This window comes from Pseudomonas sp. GM24, from assembly GCF_000282235.1.
In the GTDB taxonomy this organism is placed as follows: domain Bacteria; phylum Pseudomonadota; class Gammaproteobacteria; order Pseudomonadales; family Pseudomonadaceae; genus Aquipseudomonas.
Genome location: NZ_AKJR01000053.1, coordinates 1 through 15,110, shown reverse-complemented (window position 1 = coordinate 15,110; position 15,110 = coordinate 1). Strand labels below are relative to the sequence as shown.

Annotated in this window: 12 protein-coding genes; 4 read left to right on the top strand and 8 right to left on the bottom strand. The window is 58.4% G+C overall.

The features are described 5' to 3' along the window. Both PMI23_RS08635 and PMI23_RS08630 read left to right on the top strand, forming a co-directional pair. Positions 1-2,953, top strand: a 2,953-nt coding sequence (locus PMI23_RS08635; protein WP_007949760.1) for an RHS repeat-associated core domain-containing protein, incomplete at its 5' end; no start/stop codon positions are given. Continuing rightward, positions 2,950-3,309, top strand: coding sequence for a hypothetical protein (locus PMI23_RS08630; protein ID WP_007916325.1), 360 nt, complete (start codon positions 2,950-2,952; stop codon positions 3,307-3,309). The genes PMI23_RS08635 and PMI23_RS08630, both read left to right, overlap by 4 nt. A 68-nt stretch (positions 3,310-3,377) precedes the next feature. Here PMI23_RS08630 and PMI23_RS08625 read toward each other — a convergent pair whose 3' ends face one another. Then, entirely contained in the window at positions 3,378-5,168 is a 1,791-nt protein-coding gene (locus PMI23_RS08625) for a bifunctional diguanylate cyclase/phosphodiesterase (protein WP_007916326.1), read from the bottom strand. A gap of 134 nt (positions 5,169-5,302) precedes the next feature. Then, positions 5,303-7,387, bottom strand: coding sequence for a carboxy terminal-processing peptidase (locus PMI23_RS08620; protein ID WP_007916327.1), 2,085 nt, complete (start codon positions 7,385-7,387; stop codon positions 5,303-5,305). 138 nt (positions 7,388-7,525) lie between these two features. Here PMI23_RS08620 and PMI23_RS08615 point away from each other — a divergent pair, with 138 nt between their 5' ends. Next, positions 7,526-8,488 (top strand): zinc-binding dehydrogenase, encoded by a 963-nt coding sequence (locus PMI23_RS08615; RefSeq protein WP_007916328.1) that lies wholly within the window; start codon positions 7,526-7,528, stop codon positions 8,486-8,488. 145 nt (positions 8,489-8,633) lie between these two features. Here the strand turns inward: PMI23_RS08615 and PMI23_RS08610 are convergent, their stop codons facing one another. From PMI23_RS08610 to PMI23_RS08585, 6 genes are all read right to left on the bottom strand, one after another. Continuing rightward, the gene (locus PMI23_RS08610; RefSeq protein WP_007916329.1) at positions 8,634-9,287 is read right to left on the bottom strand and encodes an HAD family hydrolase; all 654 of its coding nucleotides are present in this window, start codon (positions 9,285-9,287) and stop codon (positions 8,634-8,636) included. A gap of 34 nt (positions 9,288-9,321) precedes the next feature. Then, a complete protein-coding gene (locus PMI23_RS08605) occupies positions 9,322-10,311 on the bottom strand; it encodes an ABC transporter ATP-binding protein (protein ID WP_007916331.1) in 990 nt (329 codons plus the stop codon). Then, entirely contained in the window at positions 10,308-11,108 is an 801-nt protein-coding gene (locus PMI23_RS08600; protein ID WP_007916333.1) for an ABC transporter permease, read from the bottom strand. Before PMI23_RS08600 ends, PMI23_RS08605 begins: the two co-directional genes overlap by 4 nt. After that, the gene (locus PMI23_RS08595) at positions 11,095-11,940 is read right to left on the bottom strand and encodes an ABC transporter permease (RefSeq protein ID WP_007916335.1); all 846 of its coding nucleotides are present in this window, start codon (positions 11,938-11,940) and stop codon (positions 11,095-11,097) included. The genes PMI23_RS08600 and PMI23_RS08595 overlap by 14 nt, the downstream gene beginning before the upstream one ends. Next, entirely contained in the window at positions 11,937-12,743 is an 807-nt protein-coding gene (locus tag PMI23_RS08590; protein WP_007916336.1) for an alkaline phosphatase family protein, read from the bottom strand. The genes PMI23_RS08595 and PMI23_RS08590 overlap by 4 nt, the downstream gene beginning before the upstream one ends. Before the next feature lie 133 nt (positions 12,744-12,876). Continuing rightward, positions 12,877-13,944 carry an ABC transporter substrate-binding protein gene (locus PMI23_RS08585; RefSeq protein ID WP_007916337.1) on the bottom strand — a complete coding sequence of 356 codons (1,068 nt, stop codon included), beginning with the start codon at positions 13,942-13,944 and terminating at the stop codon, positions 12,877-12,879. A 351-nt stretch (positions 13,945-14,295) separates the two neighbouring features. On the opposite strand from PMI23_RS08585, the gene PMI23_RS08580 reads away from it, so the two are divergent. Further along, positions 14,296-15,009 (top strand): UTRA domain-containing protein, encoded by a 714-nt coding sequence (locus PMI23_RS08580; RefSeq protein ID WP_007916338.1) that lies wholly within the window; start codon positions 14,296-14,298, stop codon positions 15,007-15,009. Positions 15,010-15,110 lie beyond the last annotated feature (101 nt).

Here is a 15,110-nt window from a genome sequence, read left to right as displayed (position 1 = left end):
CGACGACGCCCACGTGATCCTGCAACGACAACTGGCCGGCGGCGCGAGTTTTTTCTGGGAGTGGGAACGCTCGGGCAAGGCTGCGCGTTGCGTGCGCCACTGGGCGTCGTTCTCGCAGATGGACACGCGTTACGTCTGGAACGACGACGGCAGTGTCGCAGTGCATTACGTCGATGGCACCGAAGAGACGTACGTGCACGACGAGCGTGCGCGGCTGGTGCGCAAGGTTGAAGCCGACGGTGGCGAGCAGCTCAAGGCTTATGACGCTGCGGGGCGGTTGATCGCCGAGCAGGATGCCTTGGGTGCGGTCACCGAATACCGCTACGACGAGGTCGGACGGCTGAGCGCGCTGATTCCGCCGGCTGACGCGCCAACGTCCTACGAGTATCGCAACGGTTTCCTGCATAAACGCTCTCGCGGTGACGCGGTGTGGATCTACCGGCGCAATGCCGAGGGCGATGTCACCGAAGCGGTCGATCCCGATGGCCAGGTCACCCATTACTACTACGACACCCGTGGGCAGTTGCTGTCGATTCGCTACCCGGACAGCAGCCGCCATCGCTTGGTCTGGAACAGCCTTGGCCAGTTGACCGAGGAAACCCTGCCCGACGGTGGCGTGCGGCGCTTTTCCTACGACGCGCTGGGGCGGCGGACCACAACCGCCGACGAACACGGTGCGGTCACCCGTCAGCATTGGGATGCGGTTGGCCGACTGATCCAGACGACATCTCCTACCGGCAATACCCGTGCTTACAGCTACGGCGCCTACGGTCAGGTCACTGCCGAGCGCGATGAACTCGGGCGCATCACCCGCTACGAATACGACGACGATCTGCACCTGGTCTCGCGGCGGATCAACCCCGACGGCACGCGGGTGCAGTACCGCTACGACCATGCGCAACTGCTGCTCACCGAGATTGAAAACGAGTCCGGGGAAAAGTACCGGCTGGATTACACGCCGACCGGGCTGATTCGCCAGGAAAGCGGTTTTGATGGCCGGCGCACGGCGTACGCCTATGACCTCAACGGCCATCTGCTGGAGAAGACCGAGTTCGGTGATGACGGCTCTTGTTTGCTCACTGCTTATGAGCGCGATGCTGCCGGGCGTCTTCTGGCCAGAACCCTGCCCGACGGCATCAAGGTCACCTACCAATACGACCGCCTCGGCCGTTTGATTGGGGTCGACGACGGCCAGCAACACCCGCTGGCCTTCGAGTACGACCGCCAGGACCGCTTGATCACCGAGCATCAAGGCTGGGGCACCCTGCGTTACCGCTACGACGCCTGCGGCCAGCTCAAGCGCATGCGCCTGCCGGACAACAGCGTGCTCGACTACCGCCACGCCAAGGGTGGCGCGCTGACCGACATCGACCTCAACGGCACGCCGCTGACCCGTCATGTCTATCAGTCCGGACGCGAACGGCAACGCCAGCAGGGTTTGCTGCTCAGCGAATACACCTACGACGATCAGGGCCGATTACTCGCCCACGCCGTAGGCCATCAGCGTGATGCGCTGTACCGCCGCGATTATGCCTACAACGCCAACGGCAATCTCGCGCACATCGCCGACAGCCGCCACGGCCAGCGCACCTACGGCTACGACGCCCTCGACCGCCTCATCCGCGTACGCCACTCGCGTGACGAACTGCCGGAATCCTTCGCCCACGACCCGGCCGGCAACCTGCTGATGCAGGACCGCCCCGGTCCGAGCCAGATCAAAGGCAACCGCCTGCTGATGCAGGGCGACCGCCACTATGACTACGACGCCTTCGGCAACCTGATCCGCGAACGCCGCGGCCGCGCCCAGACACTGGTCACCGAATACCGCTACGACAGCCAACACCGCCTGATCGGCCTGACCCGCCCCGACGGCCAGACCGCCAGCTATCGCTACGACGCCTTCGGCCGGCGCATCAGTAAAACCGTCGACGGCCAGACCACCGAGTTCTTCTGGCAAGGCGACCATCTCGTCGCCGAAAGCAGCGAAAACGAATACCGCAGCTACGTCTACGAACCCGGCACCTTCCGCCCCCTCGCGCTGCTCGACGGCAAAGGCCCGCAAAAAGCCTGCCCGTTCTACTACCAACTCGACCACCTCGGCACCCCGCAGGAACTCACCGACTACAGCGGCGACATCGTCTGGTCCGCGCAATACGACGCCTACGGCAAAATCGCCGCACTGACCCTGGCTGGCGAGGATTACCTGAACCAGCCGCTGCGCTTTCAGGGGCAGTACTTCGATGCGGAAAGTGGGCTGCATTACAACCGGCACCGGTATTACGACCCGAGGCTGGGGCGGTATCTGACGCCGGATCCGATCAAGTTGGCGGGTGGGCTGAATCAGTACCAGTACGTGCCGAATCCGACGGGGTGGGTGGATCCGTTGGGGTTGAGCTCTAACTGCCCACCGCCGAATAAGCCTGGGTGTGAGGCGCCGGGTGGGATTGGTGGCGCTAAGGTAGAAGAGGGTGAGCCAGCGCTGCCAAAGATGACGGCGCAGGAGCGGAGGGCGAGGATTGATGAACTAGCCGAGGAAAATGCTTATAGGCGTTTGGATGAAATGGAGAAGTCCACACCGGGCGCACATTTTTTAGAGAAGCACGGCAAGCAGACCACGCTGGCTTCTCAGCGGGAACGTTCAATCACAGGAACAAATCCTACAACCGGCATTATTGAGGTTTATACCAACGGGAAAAAAGCTGGAGAACCAAAAATACCCAGTGCGGCCACCCATTTTCTTAGTCATCGAGACCAGTTGAACGCCATACATCGTGCTCAACTGATTTTCAGGCGGAATGGGATAATAGCTTCAAGAGAACCGATGAATATGGGCAAGATTGTTGGTGAGGGATATGAACGAGGAGGAGTTAATTATGGGCAGCAGACACATGCGATAGTTATCCTAAATGGTTCTGCTAAGCCTATAACTTCCTATACGGAGTTTATGGAATGAAACGTAAGCCTGAATATTTTGTTTTGCGCGGGTTACTTTTTCTATTTGATATAGAAAACAGTCATGATGATGCTCGTGAAAAGATCATCGTTTCGAAGAATGTGAACGACGAGAAAGAGCTTGCTGAACTGTTTGATATTCTCATGAAACCTGAGTTTCTTTCTTACAGCGCTCAAGAGCGCGAGTGGTGTATCGAAACGTTAGAGCACTATCTGGGAGTTGGTGATAGTTTTGATGCTGTATTCAAAAAGATCACTACCTATTTTGATGATGATGTAAAGGATCAGCGTCAGTTTATGCAGGTGTTGTTAAGTTGTTTGTTGAGCTATCACGTTGACGACTCAAGGATGGGATAAATACCAAAAAATTAAACTGATTGAACTGAGTTCTGCGAGGGCATGCGCGCTTCCACAGGGGGGGCGAGTCAGCGTTGTCCAATTAGCTGCGGTGCATGAACATCGGTAGCGGCGAGACTTTCAATCACATGCACGCTATACCCCGGAACATTCTTCGCATGATGTTTCGCCTGCGATGCCATTTCCGCGAGTTGGCTGGCATCGAGGTGTGCGCAGGCTTCGGGCTGTAGATGCACGACACCGATTGAAAGCGACAACAGCGGAAACTCCTGCCGCACTCCCTGGCGATTCGGTGCGATAAAGCATCCAGCTTCAAGATGTTCCGTACGGTAGAAACGTCGGCATTGGCTCTGAAAGTCATCAAGCAGTTGATTGATGCGTTTGCGCCAGTCGTCCGGACCGAGGACAAGGAGGAAGTCGTCGCCACCAATGTGACCAACGAAGTCGCGGGACGGGTCGACGCGTTCGTTGAGGCATTGCGCCAAACACAGCAGAACTTCATCGCCGCGCCCGTAGCCATAGATATCGTTGAAGGGTTTGAAACTGTCGATGTCGACATAGCAGATGACCGACTCGCGCCCCTGCTGCAGCAACCGCGTCAGGCATTGCTGGATCGGCACATTCCCCGGCAACAAAGTCAGCGGATTGGCATACCGCGCCTGTTGAATCTTCAACTCGGTGATCAGTTTAAGCACGTCGATCACCCGGCCAAGACCCAGGTAGCCGCCGTTAAGAGTAATGATGAAGTCTTCTTCAATGCGTTGCCGCGCGCGGCTGGTGATCAGGCGGCTGACTTGTTGCAGCGACTGGCTCATTTCCACGGCGAGGAAATCGTCGTTCATCAGACGGCTGATCGGTTTACGGGCGAACAGGTCGGTGGCGAACGGTTTGAGCAGGGCATCCGACAACGAGTGGCGGTGGACGATGCCGCAGGGTTGGCCTTGTTCGTCGAGTACTGCCAGTGAGTTGAGGTTGGCTTGGCGGCGGAAGGCTTCCAGCACGGTGGCGGTGGGGGTGTCGCGATGCACGGCCGGTTGGTCGTTGAGCAGGGCGCTGAGGTCACTGCCTTCGTCGTTCAGCGCAACGCTGCTGCTGTCGTGCTTGGGCATCAAGGCGCGGGCATCGCGCGGTGGGTGTTCTTGGGGGCGGCCAAGCAGGTAGCCCTGCACCAGATCGACGCCCATTTCCGTCAGCACCGCGAGTTCTTCCGGCAACTCGATGCCTTCGGCGATGACTTGTGCGCGTGAGGCTTTGGCGATTTGCAGGATCGAGCCGACGAACTCGCGCTTCAGCGCGTCCTGATGAATGCCATCGATGAAGTGCCGATCGATCTTCACGTAATCCGGGCGCAATTCCGACCATAACCGCAGGCTTGAGTAACCGGCACCGAGATCATCCAGCGCAATGGAAAATCCCATCGCCCGATAGTGATGCAAGGCGGTTTGCAGCAACTGGAAATCGTCGATGGGCGTCTGTTCGGTCAGCTCGATGACCACCTGACTCGGCGGAATGCCGAAATCCTGCAGCAGTTGCAACGTGCGCCCCGGTTGATGCGCGGCTTCCAGCAAGGACTCAGGCGAGACGTTGAGAAACAGTTTGCCCGGCAGTTGCTGCTCATTGAAGCGACGGCAAGCGCTTTGCCGACAGGCGATTTCCAGTTCGCTCAAACGCCCGGCCTGACGGGCCACGGCGAACAGCGCGATGGGCGAGTGAAGAGGGCTGTTGGACGGGCCGCGCGTGAGGGCTTCGTAGCCGAGAATGCGCCGTTCGGAGAGAGAGATGATCGGTTGGAACAGGCTGTGTAATCCGCTTTGAGTCAGGATCGAGCTCAAGGCACTCAGCTGTTCGGTCGTGGTCATGGCTATCTCTGGCGATAAAAAAAGGACTGGGAGCGCTCTCGATGAAGAGAGTGGCTCCCAGTCCTTTATTGCACGACAGAATGATGACTGTTTGATGACGATCCGGGGATCGTCAGCATTAAATTGCCATCACCTTACTTCTTGGCCACCTGATTGCTCAGCTTCAGGTAATCCAGCAGTACTCGCCCGGTTTCGCTCAGGTAGGCATCGTCTTCTGGTTTGACCTTGTCCGGCTCGGCGGCCGCGAGGGCGTCGTCGTCTTCTTTCTTCAGCTCTTTGAGCGGCTCTTCGCCTTTGGCTTTGCGACGGATGTTTTCCATGGCCAGTTGCTTGGCGTCGATATCGGTGTGTTGCGCGCGACGCTCGGCTTCGTTAAGGCTGACGGTTTTTTCTTCCATCAGTTTCTGCGCCAGGGCCAGCTTGTCACGGATGAACACGAACTCGGCATCTTTGGCGGTGCGTGTGTCATGTTCGGACTTGAGCTGCGCCAGGTACGGCTTGAACGGATCGGCCGCCGGTTTGATTGCCGCGCGGATGGTGTCCCACGGCATGGCTTCCGGCAGTGCGCTCTCGCCGATTTCCTTGGTGTCGATCAACGACGGGTAGTCGATGTCCGGCAACACGCCCTGATGCTGGGTGCTCTGACCGGAAACCCGGTAGAACTTGGCCAGGGTCAGTTTCAGTTCGCCATGGTTCAACGGCTGAATGGTCTGCACGGTGCCTTTACCGAAGGTCTGGCCACCGATGATCAGCGCGCGGTGGTAGTCCTGCATGGCGCCGGCGAAAATCTCCGAAGCCGAGGCGGACAAGCGGTTGACCAAGAGTGCCATCGGGCCTTTGTAGAACGCGCCCGGGTTTTCATCTTCGAGTACGTCGACACGGCCATCGGCATTACGTACGAGTACGGTCGGGCCTTTGTCGATGAACAGGCTGGTCAGCTCGGTGGCTTCCTGCAGGGAACCGCCGCCGTTGTTGCGCAGATCGATGACCACGCCGTCGACTTTGTCTTTCTGCAGCTCGGTGAGCAGCTTCTTGACGTCGCGAGTGGTGCTCTTGTAGTCCGGATCACCGGCACGGAAAGCCTTGAAGTCGAGGTAGAAGGCTGGAATCTCGATGACGCCGAGTTTGTAGTCCTTGCCGTCCTGTTTCAGGTTGAGCACGGACTTCTTCACCGCCTGGTCTTCGAGCTTCACCGCTTCACGGGTGATCGGCACGATCTTGGTGGTCTGGTCGTTCGGCGCATTGCTCGCCGGAATCACTTCCAGACGCACCACGGTGCCTTTCGGACCACGGATCAGCTTGACCACTTCATCCAGACGCCAGCCGACCACGTCGACCATTTCTTTGTTGCCTTGGGCAACGCCGATGATCTTGTCGGCCGGGGCGACCTGTTTGGTCTTGTCGGCCGGGCCTGCCGGCACCAGACGCACGACTTTCACCTGGTCGTTATCGCTCTGCAACACGGCACCGATGCCCTCGAGGGACAGGCTCATGTTGATGTCGAAGTTTTCCGCGTTATCCGGCGACAGATAGTTGGTGTGCGGATCGTACGACATGGCGAAGGTGTTGATATACGCCTGGAAGATGTCTTCCGGACGGGTCTGGTCCAGGCGCGCCAGCTGGTTCTTGTAGCGCTTGGTCAGGGTTTCATGAATCTGCTTCGGCTCTTTGCCGGCGATCTTCTGGCGCAGGACTTCGTCCTTGACGCGTTTGCGCCACAGGTCATCCAGCTCTGCGGTGGATTTCAGCCAAGGGGCGTCCTTGCGATCGATCAGCAAGGTCTCCTTGGTGTTGAAATCCATCTTGTCGACGCCTTTGTTCAGCTCGGCAAGGGCGAAGTCCAGACGCGCCTTGACGCGGTCCAGGTAGCGCTTGTAGATGGTGAACCCGGCGTTGAGGTCGCCGCTTTTGAGGAAGTCGTCGAACTGGGTCTTCCACTTGTCGAACTCGGCGATGTCGCTGGCCATGAAGTAGCTGCGCGACGGATCCAGCAGCTTTATGTAGCTGTCGTAGATGATTACCGAGCGGGCATCGTCAAGCGGCGGCTTGCTGTAGTGGTGACGCTTGAGCAACTCGACGACGTTCAGACTGGCGATGACTTCATCGCGATCAGGCTGCAATTTGTCCCAGCTGTTGGCTGCGAATGTATTGCCCGACACCGGCAACAAACCGATACCGATGAAAAGAGCGAGGGCGGTGCTGGGGAGCAAATGCTTCATGCTGATTCGACGCGGGGACAATTGATAACGCATATTAGGCCGTCTTTGAAGTCGCCGGTTCTACGAGAGCCGGTCGCATAATGCAAAAAGCCCGGCGCTACAGCTTCGGGCTCAGTCCAGACTCACTATGGAGGCACTGTGAAGGCATTGCAAGGCGTTGACGGTCAAGTGGCATGGGTTGAAGAGCCGAGTCCTACGTGTGATGTAGGACAAGTCCGCATCCGAGTGGCGGCAGCGGGCCTCAATCGCGCCGATTTATTACAGAAAGCAGGGCTTTATCCGCCACCGCCAGGGGCCAGCCAAGTGCTCGGTCTTGAGTGTTCCGGGGTGATCAGCGAGGTCGGCGCGGGCAGTGCGTGGCAGGTCGGCGATCGGGTTTGCGCCTTGCTGGCCGGGGGTGGCATGGCCGAAGAGGTGGTCGTCGACGGGCGGCACGTGCTGCCGGTTCCCGAAGGCGTCTCGCTGATTGAGGCGGCCGCATTGCCCGAGGTTTACGCAACAGTCTGGCTGAATGTGTTTCAACTTGCGGCGCTCAAACCGGGTGAGAAAGTTCTCTTGCACGCCGGCGCAAGTGGAATCGGTTCAGCCGCGATTCAGTTGTGCAAGGCGTTTGGCAATCCATGTTGGGTCAGCGTCGGTTCGGCTGAGCGTTTGGCCTACTGTGAAGCGCTGGGTGCACAGGGCGGGGTGGTGCGCACCGATGATCTGGAGAGCCTGCGCGATTTTGGGCCGTTCAACGTGATTCTCGACCCGGTCGGCGGTAATTATTCGGCGCTGAACCTGAAGCTGATGGCGCTGGATGGACGCTGGGTGTTGATCGGTTTGATGGGCGGGCGTGAGGCGAAGCTGGATCTGGCGCAGGTGTTGGCCAAGCGTGTGCAACTGCTGGGCTCGACGTTGCGCAGTCGTGACGATCAGTTCAAGGCGGATCTGTTGAGTGATCTGGGTCAGCAGGTGTGGCCGTTGTTTGCTGAGGGGCGCTTGAGTCCGCAGTTGGCCAAGGCGTTTGCGGTGAAGGATGCCGAGGCGGCGTTTGCGGAGTTGGCGAGTAATACGGTGGCGGGCAAACTGGTATTGGTGATTGACGAAAGTCTGAGCTGAGATCAAGGCAAAAAGCCCCTCACCCTAACCCTCTCCCAAAGGGAGAGGGGACTGACCGGGTTGTTCTACCGGGCTACATCGACCTGATGCATCGGGTCGAACTCAGGTTTGGAATATCAGCCAGCCTGTGCAGATTAAATCTTTGTCATTTCCAGAGATGGATTGGCCAGTTGGCCTTTTCGGCATGTTCCAGCAGCACCGGGTCCGGATTCACCACATGCGGGAAATCCACCTTCAGCAACAACGGCAAATCATTACGCGAGTCGGAATAGAAACTCGCACCTTCCAGGTTCTCTTCTTCAGCATCCAGCCATTCCAGCAAGCGGGTGATCTTGCCTTCGCGGTAGGTCAGGGTGCCAACGGTATGCCCACTGTAAACGCCATGGGCGACTTCCAGTTCAATCCCCAGAATTTCATCAATGCCCAATCGATCGGCAATCGGTCTGACCAGGTGCGTCCCCGACGCCGAAATCACCAGAATGCGGTCGCCGGCCTTGCGGTGGGCGGCGATGGTTTTGGTCGCGTCGCTGAAGATGATCGGTTCAATGAAGTCTTCCACCCACGGGCCAACCAGATGCTCGACTTCTTCCGGTGTGCGGCCGATGAGCGGTTCCAGGCTGAATTCCATGTAGTCTTCCATGCGCAATTTGCCATGGCTGTAGGCGTCCATCAGTTCGTTGTTCTTGCGCATGAACGATTCAGGATCGACCCAGCCCAGGCGCCCCATCTGCTCGCTCCAGAGGGTGGCGCAGTCGCCGTGGATCAAGGTTTCGTCCAGATCAAAAATTGCCAGAGCCATCAGTGCAGTTCTCTCTTCAACGTCAGCAAAGTCATCAGGCTACCTCACACAGGGCCGTCGGATCGATGGAAAGCGCCAGACGCTGACCGTCGGGATGCAGATCGGCCGCCGAGCGGTTGAGCACATCCACCACCAGTTCCACGCCCCGCGCTTCGATGCGGTAACGGATGACGTTGCCGAGCAGACTGTGGCTGCGGATCTGCGCGTCGAGTTCGCCTTCCAGGCTCAGCTCGATGGCTTCCGGGCGAATCGCGATGCGGTGGTTGATCGGGCGCTGCAACAGCTTTGATGCGTCGTCGGCATCGAGCAGGTTGTAGTTGCCGATGAAGCCAGCGGCGAACACATCGACGGGGGCGGTGTAGAGGGTTTCGGCATCGCCGCTTTGTACGATTTTTCCCTGATTCATCAGGAAAATGCGATCAGACATCGTCAGCGCTTCTTCCTGATCGTGGGTAACGAAAATTGTGGTCAGGCCCAGTTCGCGCTGAATCTGGCGGATCTGTTCGCGCAGGTGTTTACGAATCCGTGCGTCGAGCGCCGACAGCGGCTCGTCCAGCAGCAACAGACGCGGACGCGTGACCAGCGAACGGGCGAGGGCAACCCGCTGGCATTGACCACCGGATAACTGATGCGGATAGCGGCTGGCGAAGTCGTTCAGTTCAACCAGTTTCAACACCTCGGAAACGCGTTTATGGCTGTCGTCGGCATTGACCTTCTGCATACGCAAACCGAAGGCAACGTTCTGTTCCACGGTCATGTTGGGGAACAGCGCATAGCTCTGAAACACCATGCCGATCCCGCGTTTCTGCGGACTCAACGGCACGATATCGACGCCATCGAGGAGGATCTTGCCGCCATCGACCGGTGTCAGGCCGGCGATGCAACGCAGCAGTGTGGATTTGCCGCAACCGGAGGGGCCGAGCAGGGTGACGAATTCACCCTTGTTGATTTCGCAGTCGATGTCGCTGAACACGGTCGTGCCGGCGTAGCTTTTCTGCAGGTGTTGGACGCTGACATAGCTCATTCGCTTTTGTCCTTGTTCAAGATGTTGGCGATCCAGGTCAGGACCAGCACGAAAAAGAAATACGAGATGACCAGCGCACTGGTGAAGTGACCGCTGCTGTTGCGCATGTTGTTCAGATAAACCTGCAGGGTTTCGTAGCGCGTGCCGACCAGAATGTTGGCGAAAACGAACTCCCCGAACAGGAACGAGAACGACAGCAGCAACGCGACCATCAGGCCTTTGCGCAGATTCGGCAGCACCACCAGAAACGCCGCTTGAAAGGTGCTGGCGCCAAGCAGTTGCGCAGCGTCCATCAGGTCGCGCAGGTTGATCGCTTGCAGGTTGTTGGTGATCGCCCGGTACATGAACGGCAGCGCCACGGTGAAGTAGCAGCCGATCAGAATCCACGGTGTACCGACCATGGCCATCGGCCCGGAACCGTAAAGTTGCAACAGTCCCACCGACGACACCACCGGCGGCACCGCGAAGGGCAGCAGGATAAGGATGTTCATCAGCGCATCGAGTTTCGGAAAGTGGTAATGCACGACGAACAGCAGCGGCAGGATCAGCACGACTGAAAGCACCAGCGCGCCAACGCAGACCAGCAATGACTGGCCGAAGGCGTGCAGGAAACGCGGATCGCTCCACAACTGGATGTACCACTTGAAGGTGAAACCGCTGGGCAGGATGGTCGCTGACCAACTGCTGGCGATCGAATAGACCAGCGTGCCCACGAGTGGCAGCAAGAGGATGGCGAACAACAGATAAACCACGACGCGGTGGTAGAGGCCGGCCGGGCCGGATTCAGCGCGAGACATGGTAGCTCCTCTTCAACAGCAGTTGATGCACGACGGTGACGATGGTCATCAACGCCACCAGCACCACGGCCAGGGCGCTGGCCAGATTCGGGTCGAGGGAAATATCGCCGGAGACCATCGCTGCAATACGGATCGGTAGCACGTTGAAATTGCCGGTAGTCAGCGCATAGACAGTGGCGTAGGCGCCGAGGGCGTTGGCCAGCAGAATCACGAACGTCCCGAGCAATGCAGGCGTCAGCACAGGCAAACCAATATGCCGCCAGAACTGCCAGCCATTGGCGCCAAGCAGTGCGGCGGACTCGCGCCAGTCTTCACGCAAAGCGTCGAAGGCCGGGTAGAGCAACAACACGCCGAGGGGAATCTGGAAGTAGGTGTAGAGAATGATCAACCCGGTTTTCGAGTACAGGTTGAAGTCCTGAATGATCCCCGACTGCTTGAGCATGATGGTGATGCTGCCGTTGAAACCGAGCAGGATGATGAACGCGAAGGCCAAGGGTACGCCTGAAAAGTTGCTGGTCATGTTGGCGAAGGCATTCACGAAATTGCGCAGTTTCGAGTCGACCCGGCGCAAGGAATACGCACCGAGTACGGCGATGATGATGCCGAACAAGCTCGACCAGAAGCTGATTTCGAGGCTGTACTGGATCGCCTGCAAGTAGAACTTCGAACTGAAGATCTTGCTGAAGTTGGCCAAGCCCCAGCCGAACTCTTCCGATTGCAGACTGCTGATCATCACCCAGGTCAGCGGGGCGATTTCGAAGACGATAAAGAACAGCGCGAAGGGCACTACACACAGTGCCGCCAGCCATTTGCCGCGAATTATTGAGTTCACTTGAGCAACTCCCGGCACACAGGTTTGTCGTGGGGCACGCCGAGTAGTTCGCAGACGGTGCCGCAGATTTCCGTCTGTTTCGGTGCGGCATCGGCGTTGAGGCTGAAGGCTTCACCGAGGACAAACAGCGGCACCTGGCGTTCTTCCGGCAGCAGGCCGTTGTGTGAGCGATCGTTGTTCATGCCGTGGTCGGCGGTCACCAATACCTGATAGCCAGCGTCGAGCCAGTTCTGCAGATAGTCGGCAAGGATGATGTCGGCGAAGCGCGCGCTGTTGCGGTATTGCGAAGAATCGAGACCGTGTTTGTGCCCGGCGTCGTCGATGTTCATCGGGTGGATCAGCAGGAAATTCGGATCGTGGCGCAGGCGCAGGTTTTCGGCGTCGGCGAACAGGTGCGAATCCGGGTAGTGATCGCTCCAGTAGAAATGCCCGTGCTGGATCGGCAGCGACAGATTGTCGGTGTGCCGGTCGCGCGCGGCTACGAACGGTGAGCGGTTGTACAACTCGCTGACCCAGTGATACGCCGCTGCTGCGGTTTTCAGGCCGGCGTCGCGGGCGTAGTGATAAATGCTGCGCTGGTTGGACAGGCGCGAGACATTGTTGTGGACGATGCCGCTGTCGATCGGCGGCACGCCGGTGAGGATACATTCATAAAGCGGTCGGGACAGGGCCGGCAGTTCGCACTCCAGTTGATAGAGCGCGGCGCGTCCTGCGCCAACATAAGCCTGCAGATGCCCCATGGCGTGACGCGCGACCTCGTAGTTGAGGCCGTCGAGCACGACAAGGATGACGTTGTGCTTCATAGGGGCAAAAACTCCGAAAACAAAACTGGAACCAACCCCTGTAGGAGCTGCCGCAGGCTGCGATCTTTTGATGTTGCTTTTAAAGGGCAAGATCAAAAGATCGCAGCCTGCGGCAGCTCCTACAGATGAAGGATTACTTCATCTCTACGATGACTTCTTCGTTCCACTGCTGTGGCAGGGCCTTGGAAGTCTTCTCCCACGCATCGGCGTCTTTGATCGGGGTGACCTTTTTGTACTGCTCGTTCGGCAGCAGTTTGGCCTTGACGTCTTCCGGCAGTTGCAGGTGCTCGGCGCGGATCGGACGGGCGTTGCCGCGGGCGAGGTTGGTCTGGCCGGCGTCGCTGAAGATGTATTCGCGGGTCAGCTTGGCGGCGTTAGGGTTTTTGGCGTACTTGTTGATGATCGTGGTGTAGCCGGAAATCACCGAACCGTCGGACGGGATCAGCACCACGTAGTCATCCGGGTTGGCCATCTTGGCTTTGTAGCTGAGGCCGTTGAAGTCCCAGACCACACCGACTTCGATTTCGCCTTTTTCCATGGTGGCGATGGTCGGGTTGGCCATCGACAGGCGACCTTGCTTGGCGATGTCGGCGAACAACAACAGCGCAGGCTTGATGTTTTTCTCGTCGCCACCGTTGGCCAGTGCCGCAGCGAGTACGCCGTTGGCGGCTTGGGCGGCGGTGCTCACGTCACCGATGGAGACCTTGTATTTGCCGCCCTTGAGGTCAGCCCACTTGGTCGGTACTTCGGAGCCGTGCAGAAGCTTTTTGTTGACGATGAACGCGATGGTGCCGGTGTAGGCCAGCGCCCAGTTGCCATCCTTGTCCTTGGCCCAGTCCGGGACTTGATCCCAAGTGCTTGGTTTGTACGGTTGCACCACGCCTTGCTTGACCGCGATCGGGCCGAAGGCCGCACCGACGTCGCCGATGTCAGCGGTGGCGTTGTCTTTTTCGGCGGCGAACTTGGCGATTTCCTGGGCCGAGCTCATGTCGGTGTCGATGTGCTTGAGGCCGTAGGTTTTGGCCAGGTCTTCCCAGGTGCCTTTCCAGTTGGCCCAGTCATCGGGCATGCCGACGCTGTTGACGGCGCCTTCCGCTTTCGCAGCGGCTTCGAGGGTTTTCAGATCGGTGCCGGCCGCCATGGCGGAGGTGCACATTGCAATGGTCGAGCCTAACAGTGTTGCCAGGAAAAGCTGTTTCATTCCGAAGCTCCTTGGTCGTGTTCAACGCTGCGATTGCGGTGTGTGTTGGTCTAGGTCAGCAATACCTGAGCCAATTTAAGGGGGTTGGATGACACTTTGATGTCGGCGGCCTTGTTTCAGGCCTCTTGTTTGCCCGGTATTGGCGGCTGCCAGATAAGCGTAGACCATGCTCAAAGGCCCGCAGAGCAAGGGACTTGGCCGATGTATTGCAAGTCGTGAGGACGACCGTTCGGTAGTTTTGTCATCTCTCGGTCATCTGCACTGCCTAGGCTTGCAATATCAGGAAACGGCTCGATTGCCGTGCGGTTTTGCCCCGAAACAGTGCTGGTCTAGTCCAGATAGGTAACGTTGATGCGCGATGAGGCAACAAAAGCGGTGACAGCGATTGGCCAGGTGTTGCAGGAGCAGCTTGATCACGGGTTGTTGGCGGCAGGCAGCAAGCTGCCGGCCGAGCGCAAGCTCAGTGAGTTGTTCGGCACGACGCGGATTACTGTGCGAGAGGCGTTGTTGCAACTGGAGGCGCAGGGGCAGATTTATCGTGAGGAGCGCCGTGGCTGGTTCGTCTCGCCGCCGCGTCTGGCCTACAACCTGATGCAGAGAAGTCACTTTCACGCGATGGTCAGTGCGCAGGGGCGGGTGCCGTCGACTGAGGTGATTTCGGCGCGTTTGCAGCCGGCTTCGGCGGCGGTGTGTGCGTGGTTGCAACTGCCGGCGTTGTCGAGCGTGATTCAGATTTGCCGGTCGCGGCGCATTGATGGGCGGTTGGTGTTGTATGTGGAGCACTATTTGAATCCGCAGTTTTTTCCGGGGATTCTTGAGTTTGATTTGAATCAGTCGATGACCGAGTTGTATGCGCGGCATTACGATTTGCACTATGGGCGGGTGCGCTTTGAGATTGTGCCGACGTCATTGTCGGTGGATGCGGCGGCGGCTTTACGGGTTTCTGTGGGGAGCCCGGGGTTGCGGATTGCTCGGGTCAATTATGATCAGCATGAGCGGTTGATTGATTGTGATCTGGAGTTTTGGCGGCATGATGCGATTCACGTAGGTGTTGATGTGGTTTGAGGCTTTGGCTTTGGCTTTGGCCTTGGCGGCCTGTGGGCCGACCAGGCTCTTGGGGTTGCGTGTATATCCGTTTCTTCGGGGGTTGCCGCTGGCGGTTTCGC